At 42.4% G+C, this 13,661-nt stretch carries 14 protein-coding genes and 1 rRNA gene; all 15 read left to right on the forward strand.

Annotated elements, in window-relative coordinates; all coding sequences use genetic code 11:
* Positions 1-15 precede the first annotated feature (15 nt).
* Positions 16-1,917 (forward strand): ATP-dependent zinc metalloprotease FtsH, encoded by a 1,902-nt coding sequence (ftsH, locus tag C6347_RS18845; RefSeq protein ID WP_060595363.1) that lies wholly within the window; start codon positions 16-18, stop codon positions 1,915-1,917.
* 162 nt (positions 1,918-2,079) lie between these two features.
* The gene (locus C6347_RS18850) at positions 2,080-2,856 is read left to right on the forward strand and encodes a type III pantothenate kinase (RefSeq protein WP_060595364.1); all 777 of its coding nucleotides are present in this window, start codon (positions 2,080-2,082) and stop codon (positions 2,854-2,856) included.
* A 15-nt stretch (positions 2,857-2,871) separates the two neighbouring features.
* Positions 2,872-3,747, forward strand: a complete 876-nt coding sequence (gene hslO, locus C6347_RS18855) for an Hsp33 family molecular chaperone HslO (protein WP_060595365.1) — start codon at positions 2,872-2,874, stop codon at positions 3,745-3,747.
* A 46-nt stretch (positions 3,748-3,793) separates the two neighbouring features.
* On the forward strand, positions 3,794-4,702 hold the full coding sequence (locus C6347_RS18860; RefSeq protein ID WP_034665753.1) for a peptidyl-prolyl cis-trans isomerase: 909 nt from the start codon (positions 3,794-3,796) through the stop codon (positions 4,700-4,702).
* A 77-nt stretch (positions 4,703-4,779) separates the two neighbouring features.
* Positions 4,780-5,703, forward strand: coding sequence for a cysteine synthase A (gene cysK, locus C6347_RS18865; protein ID WP_012008673.1), 924 nt, complete (start codon positions 4,780-4,782; stop codon positions 5,701-5,703).
* Between the two features lie 124 nt (positions 5,704-5,827).
* The gene (gene pabB, locus C6347_RS18870) at positions 5,828-7,246 is read left to right on the forward strand and encodes an aminodeoxychorismate synthase, component I (RefSeq protein ID WP_066031446.1); all 1,419 of its coding nucleotides are present in this window, start codon (positions 5,828-5,830) and stop codon (positions 7,244-7,246) included.
* 13 nt (positions 7,247-7,259) lie between these two features.
* Positions 7,260-7,853 (forward strand): aminodeoxychorismate/anthranilate synthase component II, encoded by a 594-nt coding sequence (gene pabA, locus C6347_RS18875; RefSeq protein WP_060595368.1) that lies wholly within the window; start codon positions 7,260-7,262, stop codon positions 7,851-7,853.
* Positions 7,850-8,698 carry an aminodeoxychorismate lyase gene (pabC, locus tag C6347_RS18880; RefSeq protein WP_066031445.1) on the forward strand — a complete coding sequence of 283 codons (849 nt, stop codon included), beginning with the start codon at positions 7,850-7,852 and terminating at the stop codon, positions 8,696-8,698. Before pabA ends, pabC begins: the two co-directional genes overlap by 4 nt.
* Positions 8,699-8,707: 9 nt before the next feature.
* Positions 8,708-9,565 carry a dihydropteroate synthase gene (folP, locus tag C6347_RS18885; protein WP_106071958.1) on the forward strand — a complete coding sequence of 286 codons (858 nt, stop codon included), beginning with the start codon at positions 8,708-8,710 and terminating at the stop codon, positions 9,563-9,565.
* Positions 9,558-9,920 (forward strand): dihydroneopterin aldolase, encoded by a 363-nt coding sequence (folB, locus tag C6347_RS18890; RefSeq protein WP_034665765.1) that lies wholly within the window; start codon positions 9,558-9,560, stop codon positions 9,918-9,920. The genes folP and folB overlap by 8 nt, the downstream gene beginning before the upstream one ends.
* Positions 9,917-10,420: a 2-amino-4-hydroxy-6-hydroxymethyldihydropteridine diphosphokinase gene (gene folK, locus C6347_RS18895; protein ID WP_060595371.1), complete on the forward strand. Its 504-nt coding sequence runs from the start codon at positions 9,917-9,919 to the stop codon at positions 10,418-10,420. Before folB ends, folK begins: the two co-directional genes overlap by 4 nt.
* Entirely contained in the window at positions 10,372-10,605 is a 234-nt protein-coding gene (locus C6347_RS18900; RefSeq protein ID WP_106071959.1) for a helix-turn-helix domain-containing protein, read from the forward strand. The genes folK and C6347_RS18900 overlap by 49 nt, the downstream gene beginning before the upstream one ends.
* On the forward strand, positions 10,598-11,599 hold the full coding sequence (gene dusB, locus C6347_RS18905; protein WP_034665771.1) for a tRNA dihydrouridine synthase DusB: 1,002 nt from the start codon (positions 10,598-10,600) through the stop codon (positions 11,597-11,599). Before C6347_RS18900 ends, dusB begins: the two co-directional genes overlap by 8 nt.
* A gap of 90 nt (positions 11,600-11,689) precedes the next feature.
* On the forward strand, positions 11,690-13,189 hold the full coding sequence (gene lysS / locus C6347_RS18910; protein ID WP_106071960.1) for a lysine--tRNA ligase: 1,500 nt from the start codon (positions 11,690-11,692) through the stop codon (positions 13,187-13,189).
* 342 nt (positions 13,190-13,531) lie between these two features.
* Positions 13,532-13,661 (forward strand): 16S ribosomal RNA (locus C6347_RS18915); the annotation flags it as partial.

Below are 13,661 nucleotides of genomic sequence, written 5' to 3' on the forward strand. Positions count from 1 at the left end.
GGGAGGAGGTAAGGAATGAATCGGGTTTTTCGTAATACGATTTTTTATATACTTATTTTATTACTTGTGATAGGGGTAGTCAGTTGGTTAGGATCCCCTAATCAAAAGCCTGAGAACATGTCTTACAGCAAATTTTCGCAAAATCTAAGTGCGGGAAAAGTGGAGAGTATCTCCATTCAGCCTGTAAGAGGGGTTTATGAAATTCGTGGTCAATTAGATGGCGCGAAGAAAGATCAATACTTCATTACCCATGTTCCAGATGGTCAAGGTGTTGACCAGATTTACAGTGCACTGAAGAATACAGATGTAAAAGTAGAACCAGCACCTGAAACAAATGGATGGCTGCAAGTTCTGACCACCATCATTCCGTTTATCATCATCTTTATCCTGTTCTTCTTCTTATTGAACCAAGCTCAGGGCGGTGGAAGCCGTGTTATGAACTTTGGTAAGAGTAAGGCGAAGCTTTACACAGAAGAGAAGAAACGTGTGAAATTTAAAGATGTTGCCGGTGCAGATGAAGAAAAGCAAGAGCTTGTAGAAGTGGTTGAATTCCTAAAGGACCCACGTAAATTTGCGGAGCTTGGCGCAAGAATACCTAAAGGGGTTTTACTAGTAGGACCTCCAGGTACAGGTAAAACATTGCTTGCGAGAGCATCTGCAGGAGAAGCAGGCGTTCCTTTCTTCAGCATCAGTGGTTCTGACTTCGTCGAGATGTTCGTCGGTGTCGGTGCATCACGTGTACGTGATTTATTCGAAAATGCGAAAAAGAATGCACCTTGCTTAATCTTTATTGATGAGATTGATGCAGTGGGTCGTCAGCGTGGAGCCGGTCTTGGCGGTGGTCATGACGAGCGTGAACAAACGCTTAACCAGCTTCTTGTTGAAATGGATGGTTTTAGTGCGAACGAAGGTATTATTATCATTGCTGCGACGAACCGTGCAGATATCCTAGATCCTGCATTGCTGCGTCCGGGACGTTTTGACCGTCAAATTACGGTTGACCGACCAGATGTCATTGGCCGTGAAGAAGTACTGAAGGTTCATGCGAAAAACAAACCGCTTGATGATACAGTGAACTTGAAAGCCATTGCAAGCAGAACACCTGGGTTCTCTGGAGCAGATCTTGAGAACTTACTAAACGAAGCAGCACTTGTTGCTGCCCGTCATAACAAAAAGAAAATCGATATGCGTGATATCGACGAAGCGACTGACCGTGTCATCGCTGGACCGGCGAAGAAAAGCCGCGTCATTTCGAAGAAAGAACGTAATATCGTGGCTTACCATGAAGCAGGTCATACTGTGATTGGACTTATCCTAGACGAAGCGGACATGGTGCATAAAGTAACGATCGTTCCTCGTGGTCAGGCAGGCGGATATGCGGTCATGCTTCCAAGAGAAGACCGTTATTTCCAAACGAAGCCAGAGCTTCTTGATAAAATTGTCGGCTTGCTCGGCGGTCGTGTTGCAGAGGAAATTACGTTTGGTGAAGTAAGCACAGGCGCTCACAACGACTTCCAGCGTGCAACAGGCATTGCAAGAAAAATGGTTACTGAGTTCGGTATGTCTGATAAGCTTGGTCCACTTCAGTTCGGTCAAGCACAAGGTGGTCAAGTGTTCCTAGGCCGTGATTTTAACAACGAGCCGAATTATAGTGAAGCCATTGCTTACGAGATTGACCAAGAAATTCAGCGTTTCATCAAGGACAGCTACGAACGTGCGAAACAAATTCTCACTGAGAACAAAGATAAGCTAGAAATCATCGCACAGGCCCTTTTAGAAGTTGAAACATTAGATGCTGAGCAAATTAAATCTCTTTACGAAACTGGAAAGCTTCCAGAGCGTGTATACGCAGATGACGAAGAGAAAAACGATGATGTGAAAGTGAACATCAAGAAAAAAGAAGATGAGGAGATCTAATCTCCTTCTGTGAAAGCTGCCGGGATCACCGGCAGCTTTTTTTATTTCGATTCCTAAATGGATCGGTTTCGAATTGTTTACAAATGGAACTCAATTCGTGTATGGTATGATAGAAAGTCGAAAAATGCTCTTTTTGAGAAACTATTCAAAGTGGTGATGAAGTTGTTACTCGTGATAGATGTAGGAAACACAAATACCGTTTTAGGTGTTTATCATAACGGCGATCTAAACTACCATTGGCGAATTGAAACAAGCCGTCATAAAACAGAAGACGAATTTGGTATGGCCATCAGGTCTTTATTTGATTATGTGGGGCTGATGTTTGATCAAATAGAAGGAATTATCATCTCGTCTGTTGTCCCGCCAATGATGTTTGCACTAGAAAGAATGTGCGAGAAGTACTTTCACTTAACACCCCAAATTGTAGGGCCTGGAATGAAGACTGGATTAAACATTATGTGTGACAATCCAAAGGAAGTCGGGGCTGATCGAATTGTGAATGCAGTAGCGGCGATTCACCTATATGGGGCACCTCTCATTGTGGTAGACTTTGGCACAGCGACAACCTACTGCTATATCAATGAACAAAAACAATACATGGGTGGGGCAATTGCACCTGGTATTACCATTTCAACAGAGGCTTTATATACAAGAGCGGCGAAGCTGCCGAGAATTGAAATTGTCCGTCCAGATCACATTGTTGGAAAAAACACCATTAGTGCGATGCAATCCGGCATCCTTTATGGATATGTTGGGCAAGTCGAGGGAATAGTGAAACGGATGAAGCAGCAAGCGAAACAAACACCGAAAGTCATTGCAACAGGCGGTTTGTCAACATTGATTGGAAATGAATCAGACTGCATTGATATTGTCGATCCGTTCTTAACATTAAAAGGACTTCAACTTATTTATGAACGTAATCGTGTCGGTGTACTATAGGAGGTTTAAAATCGAATGGATCACTTAGTTAAAGCGTTAGCATATGACGGAAAAGTCCGAGCATATGCTGCAAACACAACAGATACAATCAACGAAGCACAAAGAAGGCACCATACATGGCCAACAGCATCAGCAGCGATTGGCAGAACAATGACAGCTACAGTCATGATGGGTGCTATGCTGAAAGGCGAAAATAAGCTAACGGTCAAAATTGAAGGCGGTGGACCAATCGGTGCCATCATTGCTGATGGAAACGCAAAAGGTCAGGTGCGCGGATATGTCTCAAACCCACAAGTCCACTTTGACTTAAATGAACATGGCAAGCTGGATGTCAGACGTGCAGTCGGGACATCTGGAACGTTGAGTGTTGTCAAAGATATCGGACTGAAAGATCACTTTACAGGACAAACGGAGATCGTCTCAGGTGAAATTGGAGATGACTTCACTTATTATCTTGTCTCTTCTGAGCAAGTGCCTTCCTCTGTAGGCGTAGGGGTTCTGGTCAATCCAGATAACTCGATCCTTGCAGCAGGCGGTTTCATCATTCAATTGCTGCCTGGAACAGAAGATGCTGTCATCGAAAGACTAGAAAAGCGGCTCTCAACCATTGAACCTATTTCTAAACTCATTGAAAAAGGGATGACACCAGAAGAAATTTTAGAAGAAGTACTCGGAGAAAAACCTCAAATTTTAGAAACTGTACCTGTCGAATTCTCTTGTAACTGCTCAAAAGAACGTTTTGCTAATGGCATTATCAGCCTAGGGAAAGCCGAAATTGACGACATGATTGAACAAGACGGACAAGCAGAAGCTCAATGCCATTTTTGTAACGAAACGTATGTATTTACAAAAGAAGAGCTAGAAGAGCTACGTGAAGAAATAACCCGCTAAGCTCTAAGCAGCGGGTTTTCTTTTTAGAATGGAAAGGAGACGAAAAATGAGACTAAAAGCAAGAGTGGTATGGACATTTATCCTCGTGTTGCTTATGATCAATGCCGTTGTCATTGCATATGTATTAACAAAGTCGCAAATGTCACAGGCTTCTTCAAATGGGAAGAGCGGTGAAGAAATTGCGTCGATTGGAAAAGAGAAGGTGACGCGTCAAGAATGGTTAAAGAAGATGGAAGACCGCTATGGCAAGGCAACACTTGAGCAAATGATTAATCAGAAGGTGGTCAATCAGCTTGCGAAAGAAAACAAGCTTGAGGTGTCTTCAAAAGAGATCAATCGTGAATTGCTCATGCTTAAAGCGGTATCTAATAATTTCTACGAAGATGGACATACGAGTGAAAAGGAATGGAAAGAACAGATTCGTTATCAAATTTTATTAGAGCAGCTTTTAACGAGAGATGCTGTCGTTTCTGAAAAAGAAGCGAAATCCTTTTATGAAAAAAACAAGGACTTATATCAATATGATGATTCATACCGTATTCGTCATATCGTCGTGAAGACAAAAGGCGAAGCTGAAAATGTATTGAAGGATCTGAAAGGCGGATCTAGCTTCGAAGCGGTGGCAGCTGAACGCTCCATTGACCGCTACACCTCTCCATATGGCGGAGATCTTGGGTTTGTGACAGAAGAACAAGAAAGTATACCAGCCCTATACATACAGGAAGCTCAAAAGCTTCAGCCAGACGAATGGACAAAAGAACCGATCGAGACCAAGAACGGGTATGCCATTATTCAACTAAAAGAAAAATTAGATGGCCGCTCCTTCTCTTATGAAGAAGTCAAAGATCAGATCAAAAGGCAGATTGCCATGGAAGACCTAGGTGAAAAGGCGAATGTCAAAACCCTGTGGAAAGAAGCAAAAGTCACATGGTTTTACGATGGCGAGCAGGACTAAAAGCATTGACAAAATTTTTTGAAATTGATAATTTAATATTAATACAATAAAATTACTCGGAGATAGAGGTGTTAGTGATGGCTCGTATTGCAAATTCAGTTTTTGAACTAATAGGAAATACACCAGTCGTTAAATTAAACCGTTTAGTAGATGAAGACAGTGCGGATGTCTACTTGAAACTTGAATATATGAACCCGGGCAGCAGTGTAAAAGATCGTATTGCGTTAGCGATGATCGAAGATGCTGAAGCGAAAGGTACTTTAAAAGCCGGCGACACGCTCATCGAACCAACAAGCGGAAACACAGGGATCGGTCTTGCGATGGTAGCGGCAGCTAAAGGAATTAACGCAATTCTAGTGATGCCAGACACAATGAGTCAGGAGCGCCGCAACCTTTTACGCGCTTATGGTGCAGAGCTTGTATTAACACCAGGTGCAGAAGGAATGAAAGGTGCCATTAAAAAGGCAGAAGAATTGGCAGAAGAGCATGGTTACTTCATGCCTCAGCAATTTAGCAACGAAGCCAATGCGGAGATTCACCGTCGTACTACAGGAAAAGAAATTCTTGAACAGTTTGACGGCGAGCTTGATGCATTTATTGCAGGTGTTGGTACGGGCGGCACGATTACGGGTGCTGGTGAAGTCCTAAAAGAAGCCATCCCATCGATTCAGCTTTATGCGGTAGAGCCGACAGATTCTCCTGTATTATCAGGCGGAAAGCCAGGTCCGCATAAAATCCAAGGGATAGGAGCAGGTTTTATCCCTTCAATCTTGAACACGGAAGTATATGACGGTATTATCCAAGTGAAAAACGAAGATGCATTTGAGCTTGCAAGAAAAGCAGCGAAAGAGGAAGGGATCCTTGGCGGTATTTCTTCTGGAGCAGCTATTTACGCAGCACTTCAAACAGCGAAGAAGCTTGGTAAAGGGAAAAAGGTTCTGGCTATCATCCCAAGTAATGGGGAGCGTTATCTCAGTACACCTCTTTATCAATTCGATTAAACCAATTACCCCAGCATTTGCTGGGGTTTTTTTATGAAATCTGTAGATGGAAAGCAAATACTATTTTCTAAATAAATTGGATTGCATTACAATAAGATTAATGAAAATGAAAAAGGATGATAACATGACACAACGCAGGCCGATGGGCATCCAAATTCCTTTTACGAAAGATGCTTTCCTGAAAAGATACGAACAATTAACTGCTGGCGAAACACACCATGTTCTTCTTGAAAGTGCTCGCGGCGGTTCATACAGCATTGCTGGCATTGACCCGGTTGCTAAAGCGAAGGGGAAAGACGGGATGACAACCATCCATTATCAAGATGAGGTGCTGTTCAAAGAAGGCGATCCATTCAGAGCGTTTACGGATTGGTTCCAAACCCTTCAAACCGAAATGAATGAGGAATATCCTGATTTTCAAGGCGGGGCGATTGGATTTTTAAGCTATGATTATGCAAGATATATCGAGCATTTTAAAATGCTGTCCATTGATGACCTGAAAACACCTGATCTTTATTTTCTCGTATTTAATGATGTTGCGGTCTTTGATCATGAAGAAAACGTGCTGTGGCTGATCACTCACACAGAAGGAACGGAACCTGTGAGTGACACTCATCAAAGACTCGAAGATTTGAAGCGAAAGTGGACAAGCTCTTCAGAAGAATCAGCGCAATCTCCTGTTCATGAATCTTCTGCAGAATTTGTACCAGCAGCACCGTTTACCGAAGAAACCTTTGGAGAAGCAGTAGAGAAAATTAAACAATATATCGCAAGCGGTGATGTGTTCCAAGTGAATTTATCCATCAGACAAGATGAACAGCTCCACACACATCCGTATGATTTATACAAAACGTTACGTCAAGTCAATCCATCTCCGTATATGTCTTATCTGCACACGCCTGATTTCCAGATTGTTTGTGGATCTCCAGAGCTGCTTATTAAGAAAAAGGGGAATCAATTAGAAACAAGACCGATTGCGGGTACAAGATCAAGAGGCAAAGACGACGCTGAGGATCAAGCGCTGGCAAAAGAGCTCATTGAAAATGAAAAAGAACGCGCAGAGCATGTGATGCTCGTGGATCTTGAGCGGAATGACCTTGGACGCGTGTCTACTTATGGCTCAGTAAAAGTGAACGAATTTATGGCGATTGAGAAATATTCACACGTGATGCACATTGTATCCAACGTACAAGGGGAACTGCGTGATGATTGTGATGCAGTAGATGTCATGAGAGCTGTATTCCCAGGCGGAACAATTACAGGTGCTCCAAAGGTGAGAACAATGGAAATCATAGAAGAGCTTGAGCCGACAAGGCGTGGGCTTTATACTGGATCTATAGGCTGGTTTGGATTCAATCAAGATATGCACTTTAACATCGTCATTCGTACGGCGTACTGTACTGAAGGCAAAGCCTTTATGCAGTCGGGTGCTGGGATCGTCATCGATTCTGTACCAAAGCACGAATACAAAGAATCGATTAAAAAAGCCTATGCAGTGAAAAAAGCATTACAGTTGAGCAAAGAAGAGACTATTTTGAGTTAGAGGTGAGCAGAGCATGATATTAATGATTGATAATTATGATTCATTTACGTACAACTTGGTCCAGTATTTAGGTGAGCTTGGAGAAGAATTGATCGTGAAACGGAATGATCAAGTAACCATTCAAGAAATCGAAGAACTCAAGCCGGATTTTCTCATGATTTCCCCGGGGCCATGCAGTCCAGATGAAGCGGGAATTAGTATGGAGGCGATCAAGCACTTTGCGGGAAGTATTCCGATCTTCGGTGTGTGTCTAGGTCATCAATCCATCGCGCAAGTTTTTGGCGGGGATGTCATTCGTGCAGAACGCTTAATGCATGGTAAAACGTCAGAGATTGCTCATGACGGAAAAGGTGTCTTCACTGGACTCCAAAATCCGCTTGTCGCAACGAGATATCATTCATTAATTGTCAAAAACGAGACGCTGCCGGAGTGTTTTGACGCAACAGCCAGCACAAAGGAAGGTGAGCTCATGGCCATTCGCCATAAAGAGCTGCCGATTGAAAGTGTACAGTTTCATCCTGAATCGATTATGACGTCCTTCGGAAAAGAAATGCTTAAAAATTTCATTGAAACCTATCGTAAAAAGGGGCATGAAGTAAACGCATGATCATTTATCTGAACGGTCAGTATATAGAGGAGAAAGACGCGACTCTTTCTCCTTTTGATCATGGTTTTCTATATGGCATCGGTGTATTCGAAACATTTACCAGCCTGGCAGGACAAGTCTTTCTGTTAGATTGGCACCTTGAAAGGCTCAATCAATCATTGCGTGACCTTTGCATCGAATCCACAATAGAGAAACCATTTGTACTCGACATTATTCATACCTTACTAAATAAAAACGAAATAGCCGGTGGACACGCGAGAATTCGCTTCAATGTTTCTGCGGGCAGGGGCAATGGATTTTCTGCAGATCCTTATGAAGAGCCTGTCGTGTTTGTCATGATCTCTCCATTCCGGCCCGAATCTGTTTTAGATGAGAAACAGGGAGTCATTCTTCAAACGAGGAGAAATACCCCGGAAGGTCCGAGGCGCCTTAAGTCTCACCATTATATGAACAACCTGCTGGCTAAAAGAGAAGTGGGAAATGATCCGAAATTAGAAGGTATCTTTTTAACAAAAGAAAATGATGTGGCAGAAGGAATTACTTCCAATGTATTTTGGCGAAAAGGCGATGTGATTTATACACCGTCACTTGATACAGGCATTTTAAATGGAGTCACTCGTCGATATTGTATCGAAACACTCCAAGCGATGGAGGCTTCACTAAAAGTAGGGCGATATACAGTCTCCCATTTGCTATCAGCTGATGAGGCATGGATGACCAATTCTGTTCAAGGGATTGTGCCTTTCAGAAGTATAGGGGAAATCTCCTTTCCTCAAAACAGCCGGATCTTCTCAACAAAATTGAGAACACAATATACAAAAGAACGTCTAGATTATAAAGAGTAGGTGGACACAATGACACAACAAGTGATAAAACAGCCTAAAATCATACAAGCCAAGCACCACACCCTTAGTTATGAAGAAAAGACATTGGTCATGGGCATTTTAAATGTCACACCTGACTCTTTTTCAGATGGAGGAAAGTTTAATCAAGTGGATAAAGCGCTGGCTCATGCAGCCCAGCTGATAGAGGACGGGGCACATATCATTGATATAGGCGGAGAATCGACTCGCCCAGGAGCGGCATTTGTCTCAGAACAAGAGGAGCTTTCAAGAGTGATTCCCGTCATTGAAAAGATCACAAAACAATTGGATGTACCGATTTCCATTGATACGTATAAAGCCCATGTTGCAGATGAAGCGGTGAAAGCTGGAGCTTCCATCATTAATGATGTATGGGGAGCGAAGGCAGATCCTCAAATGGCGCATGTGGCAGCGAAGCACAATGTGCCGATTATTTTAATGCACAATCGGCCAGAGCGAAACTACACACATCTGATTTCAGATATGATCGCAGATTTGAAAGAAAGTGTTCAAATTGCAAAACAAGCGGGTGTCCGTGATGACATGATCATATTAGACCCAGGTGTAGGATTTGCGAAAAATAAAGAGGACAATCTCATGGTCTTGAATGAGCTCGAACATTTTTGTCACCTTGGGTATCCACTGCTCTTAGCTACATCTCGAAAGCGATTCATCGGAGCTGTCTTAGACCTGCCGCCGGAAGAACGTACTGAAGGAACGGGAGCCACGGTCTGCCTTGGGATTCAAAAAGGCAGTGCGATGGTTCGTGTACATGATGTAAAAGAAATCGCAAGAATGGCAAAAATGATGGATGCCATGTTGAATAAGGGAGGCGCTTATCATCGATAAAGTATATGTAAATGGAATGGAATTTTACGGCTATCATGGCGTATTTGCAGAAGAAAATAAATTAGGACAGCGATTCCGTGTGGATTTAACAGCTTCACTTGATTTAAGTAAAGCCGGACAAACTGATGACCTCAATGAGACCATTAATTATGCAGAGCTCTACCAAATCTGCAAAAGCATTGTAGAAGGTGAATCAGTCAACCTCGTTGAAACACTGACAGAAAGAATTGCGAACCAAGTGTTAAAGGACTTTCCGACAGTTCAGGAATGTACAGTAAAGGTAATCAAACCAGATCCGCCAATTCCAGGACACTATCAGTCCGTTGCAATTGAAATGACGAGATCACGCACATGAACAATACCGCATACATCGCTTTAGGTTCGAACATAGGTAAAAAGGAAACCTATTTAAAAGAAGCTGTCAAAAAACTGCACGAACATCCAGAGGTTCAAGTAGAATTGATCTCCTCTATATATGAAACAACACCTGTAGGTTACGAAAACCAAGATGACTTTTTAAATATGGCTGTGAAAATTTCCACTTCGCTTCGTCCAAATGAACTACTGGTACTTACTCAGAAAATCGAGCAAGAGTTAGGCAGAACAAGAGAAGTGAGATGGGGACCGCGAACGGCTGACCTTGACATTTTACTTTATAATCGTGAAAATATTGAAACAGAACAGCTTGTAGTACCACATCCTAGAATGTACGAACGTTTATTCGTTCTTGTTCCGATGAGTGAGATTTGCCCAGAAATCGGCGAAGTACAAATAAATGCCGTAACAGACCAAGAAGGTGTAAGTATATGGAAAAAGACATGTGGGGTAGAAGAATTCGTGCATACCGAAAGCTAAAAGGGTATACTCAGGAAGGGTTCGCGAAAAGACTAGGCATCTCTGTCTCTGTCTTAGGAGAAATTGAGCGAGGCAATCGATTACCAACAAACCAATTGGTTGGTCAAATAGCAGATGCTTTAAATATAACGGTGGAAGAACTTTCGCCAATTCTTGAAGAAGGAAGGAGTGGAAATGATGTTTAAAATCGGAGATATCGACATTAAAAACAAAGTGGTGCTCGCGCCTATGGCTGGTGTGTGCAACTCTGCCTTCAGACTGACAGTTAAAGAGTTTGGAGCGGGTTTAGTCTGCGCTGAAATGGTCAGTGACAAAGCGATCCTGATCAACAATGCAAGAACAATGGGTATGCTATACATTGATGAACGTGAAAAACCTTTGAGCCTTCAGATATTTGGAGGTGAAAAAGACACACTCGTTGAAGCAGCAAAGTTTGTAGACCAGAACACAACAGCGGACATTATTGATATTAACATGGGCTGTCCTGTACCGAAGATTACGAAATGTGATGCAGGAGCGAAATGGCTGCTTGATCCAAACAAGATTTATGAAATGGTCTCTGCTGTTGTAGATGCTGTAGATAAACCTGTTACGGTGAAAATGAGAATGGGCTGGGACGAAGATCATATCTTCGCTATCGACAATGCCCGTGCTGTTGAACGAGCAGGTGGACAAGCGGTTGCGCTTCACGGACGGACACGTGTGCAGATGTACGAAGGAACAGCGAATTGGGATATTATAAAAGAGGTCAAACAATCTGTTTCCATCCCTGTCATCGGCAATGGAGATGTCAAAACCCCTCAAGATGCAAAACGTATGCTTGATGAAACAGGTGTAGATGCTGTCATGATCGGAAGAGCCGCACTAGGAAACCCGTGGATGATCTATCGAACGGTTCATTATTTAGAAACGGGTGAACTAAAAGAAGAGCCAAATGTACGTGAGAAGATGTCAGTGTGCAAACTTCACTTAGACAGACTCATTGACCTAAAAGGCGAACACGTGGCTGTCAGAGAAATGAGAAAGCACGCAGCATGGTACTTAAAAGGTGTCCGAGGCAATGCGGACGTAAGAAATCAAATCAATCAAAGTGAAACGAGAGCGGAGCTGGTACAAGTTCTTGATGACTTTACGATCGAAGCCGAGGCAAAAGAGCTTCAAAGTATAAAAGTAGGATAAGACTATCTTTCTTTTTGTAGCTCACTGCTAGTGCATGTACTGGCAGTTTTTCTGCTTTTCTCTGCAAAATACATTATTGGAGTGATATAAATGAGTAATGAAGGGCTTAATAACGAAGAATTAAATGACCAATTCCAGGTCAGACGTGACAAAATGAATAAAATGAGAGAAGAGGGTATCGATCCATTCGGCGAACGATATGACCGCTCTCATCAATCCGCACAAATTATCGCAGAATATGATGAGTTTTCTAAAGAAGACTTAGAAGAAAAGTCTACCCAAGTGACAATCGCTGGACGTATGATGACAAAGCGAGGAAAAGGGAAAGCTGGCTTTGCGCATATACAAGACTTAGAAGGACAAATTCAAATATACGTTCGTAAAGATAGTGTAGGAGAAGAAGCTTACGAGTTATTCAAAAGCTCAGACCTAGGCGATATCATCGGTGTAACAGGAATGGTATTTAAAACGAACGTTGGAGAACTTTCAATTAAAGCGACTAGCTTTGAGGTTCTCACAAAAGCACTTCGCCCGCTTCCTGATAAATATCATGGACTCAAAGATGTTGAACAACGTTATCGTCAGCGCTACCTTGACCTGATTGTAAATCCAGAAAGTAAGCAGACGTTCATCATGCGAAGCAAGATTATTCAATCCATGAGAAGATACTTAGATTCTAAAGGGTACCTAGAAGTTGAAACACCAACAATGCACAGCATCCCTGGTGGTGCATCAGCACGTCCTTTCATTACTCATCACAATGCACTGGATATGCCGCTTTATATGCGTATTGCGATTGAACTGCACTTAAAACGCCTGATTGTCGGTGGCCTAGAGAAAGTATACGAGATTGGCCGTGTATTCCGTAACGAAGGTGTATCAACTCGTCATAACCCAGAATTCACTATGATCGAGCTGTACGAAGCTTACGCAGATTACAAAGACATCATGAACCTAACTGAAAACCTGATTGCTCATATTGCCGAAGAGGTACTAGGAACAACCACTATTCAATATGGAGAAGATGAAATTGATCTCAAGCCTGAATGGAAGAGACTCCATATGGTTGAAGCGGTCAAAGAAGCAACTGGTGTGGACTTTTGGCAGGAGATGTCTGTAGAAGAAGCGAAGCAGCATGCCGCTGATCACGGAATTGAAATCACGAAAAACATGACAGTAGGTCATATCATCAATGAGTTCTTCGAGCAAAAAGTAGAAGAAACATTGGTTCAGCCTACATTTATTTACGGACACCCAGTGGAGATTTCTCCATTAGCTAAGAAAAATCCTGAAGACCCTCGCTTCACTGATCGCTTTGAACTATTTATCGTACGCCGCGAGCATGCTAATGCATTCACAGAGCTAAACGATCCAATCGATCAAAGAGAACGATTCGAAGCTCAATTAAAAGAACGTGAAGAAGGGAATGACGAAGCGCATCTAATGGATGACGATTTTGTTGAAGCATTAGAATATGGTATGCCTCCAACAGGCGGACTAGGAATCGGTATCGACCGGTTAATCATGCTATTAACAAATTCTCCATCAATCAGAGATGTACTGCTTTTCCCACAAATGAGAAACCGTTAATACATCAATCAAAGCGCCATTTTAACTATGGCGCTTTTTATTTTTCATAAAATGAAACTTTTTTTAAAAAAACTATTGCAAGGAAAGAATCAAGATGGTATATTATTATTCGTTGCCGCAAAACAGCAACGAGGTTAAAAAAGAAATTGAAAAAATTCTTGACTTTAACCGATACGAAATGTTAAGATATTAAAGTCGCTTACGAGCGATAATGAAAATGATCTTTGAAAACTAAACAAGACAAAACGTACCTGTTAATTCGAGTTTTTATAAAAAAATCCTATGAAACATCATAGGTAGTCAGTCAAACGCTGACGAAAAACAAAACTTCGGTTTTGTACTTTTTCGGAGAGTTTGATCCTGGCTCAGGACGAACGCTGGCGGCGTGCCTAATACATGCAAGTCGAGCGGACAGAAGGGAGCTTGCTCCCGGATGTTAGCGGCGGACGGGTGAGTAACACGTGGGTAACCT

The organism is Bacillus sp. NMTD17 (assembly GCF_002998735.1).
Taxonomy (GTDB): domain Bacteria; phylum Bacillota; class Bacilli; order Bacillales; family Bacillaceae; genus Bacillus.

Bases quoted from the DNA above. Each gene is read 5' to 3' on its own strand.
- ftsH (WP_060595363.1), top strand. From the start codon at position 16: ATGAATCGGGTTTTTCGTAATACGATTTTTTATATACTTATTTTATTA.
- hslO (WP_060595365.1), top strand. From the start codon at position 2,872: ATGGATCACTTAGTTAAAGCGTTAGCATATGACGGAAAAGTCCGAGCA.
- C6347_RS18860 (WP_034665753.1), top strand. From the start codon at position 3,794: ATGAGACTAAAAGCAAGAGTGGTATGGACATTTATCCTCGTGTTGCTT.
- cysK (WP_012008673.1), top strand. From the start codon at position 4,780: ATGGCTCGTATTGCAAATTCAGTTTTTGAACTAATAGGAAATACACCA.
- pabB (WP_066031446.1), top strand. From the start codon at position 5,828: ATGACACAACGCAGGCCGATGGGCATCCAAATTCCTTTTACGAAAGAT.
- pabA (WP_060595368.1), top strand. From the start codon at position 7,260: ATGATATTAATGATTGATAATTATGATTCATTTACGTACAACTTGGTC.
- pabC (WP_066031445.1), top strand. From the start codon at position 7,850: ATGATCATTTATCTGAACGGTCAGTATATAGAGGAGAAAGACGCGACT.
- folP (WP_106071958.1), top strand. From the start codon at position 8,708: ATGACACAACAAGTGATAAAACAGCCTAAAATCATACAAGCCAAGCAC.
- folK (WP_060595371.1), top strand. From the start codon at position 9,917: ATGAACAATACCGCATACATCGCTTTAGGTTCGAACATAGGTAAAAAG.
- C6347_RS18900 (WP_106071959.1), top strand. From the start codon at position 10,372: ATGGAAAAAGACATGTGGGGTAGAAGAATTCGTGCATACCGAAAGCTA.
- dusB (WP_034665771.1), top strand. From the start codon at position 10,598: ATGTTTAAAATCGGAGATATCGACATTAAAAACAAAGTGGTGCTCGCG.
- lysS (WP_106071960.1), top strand. From the start codon at position 11,690: ATGAGTAATGAAGGGCTTAATAACGAAGAATTAAATGACCAATTCCAG.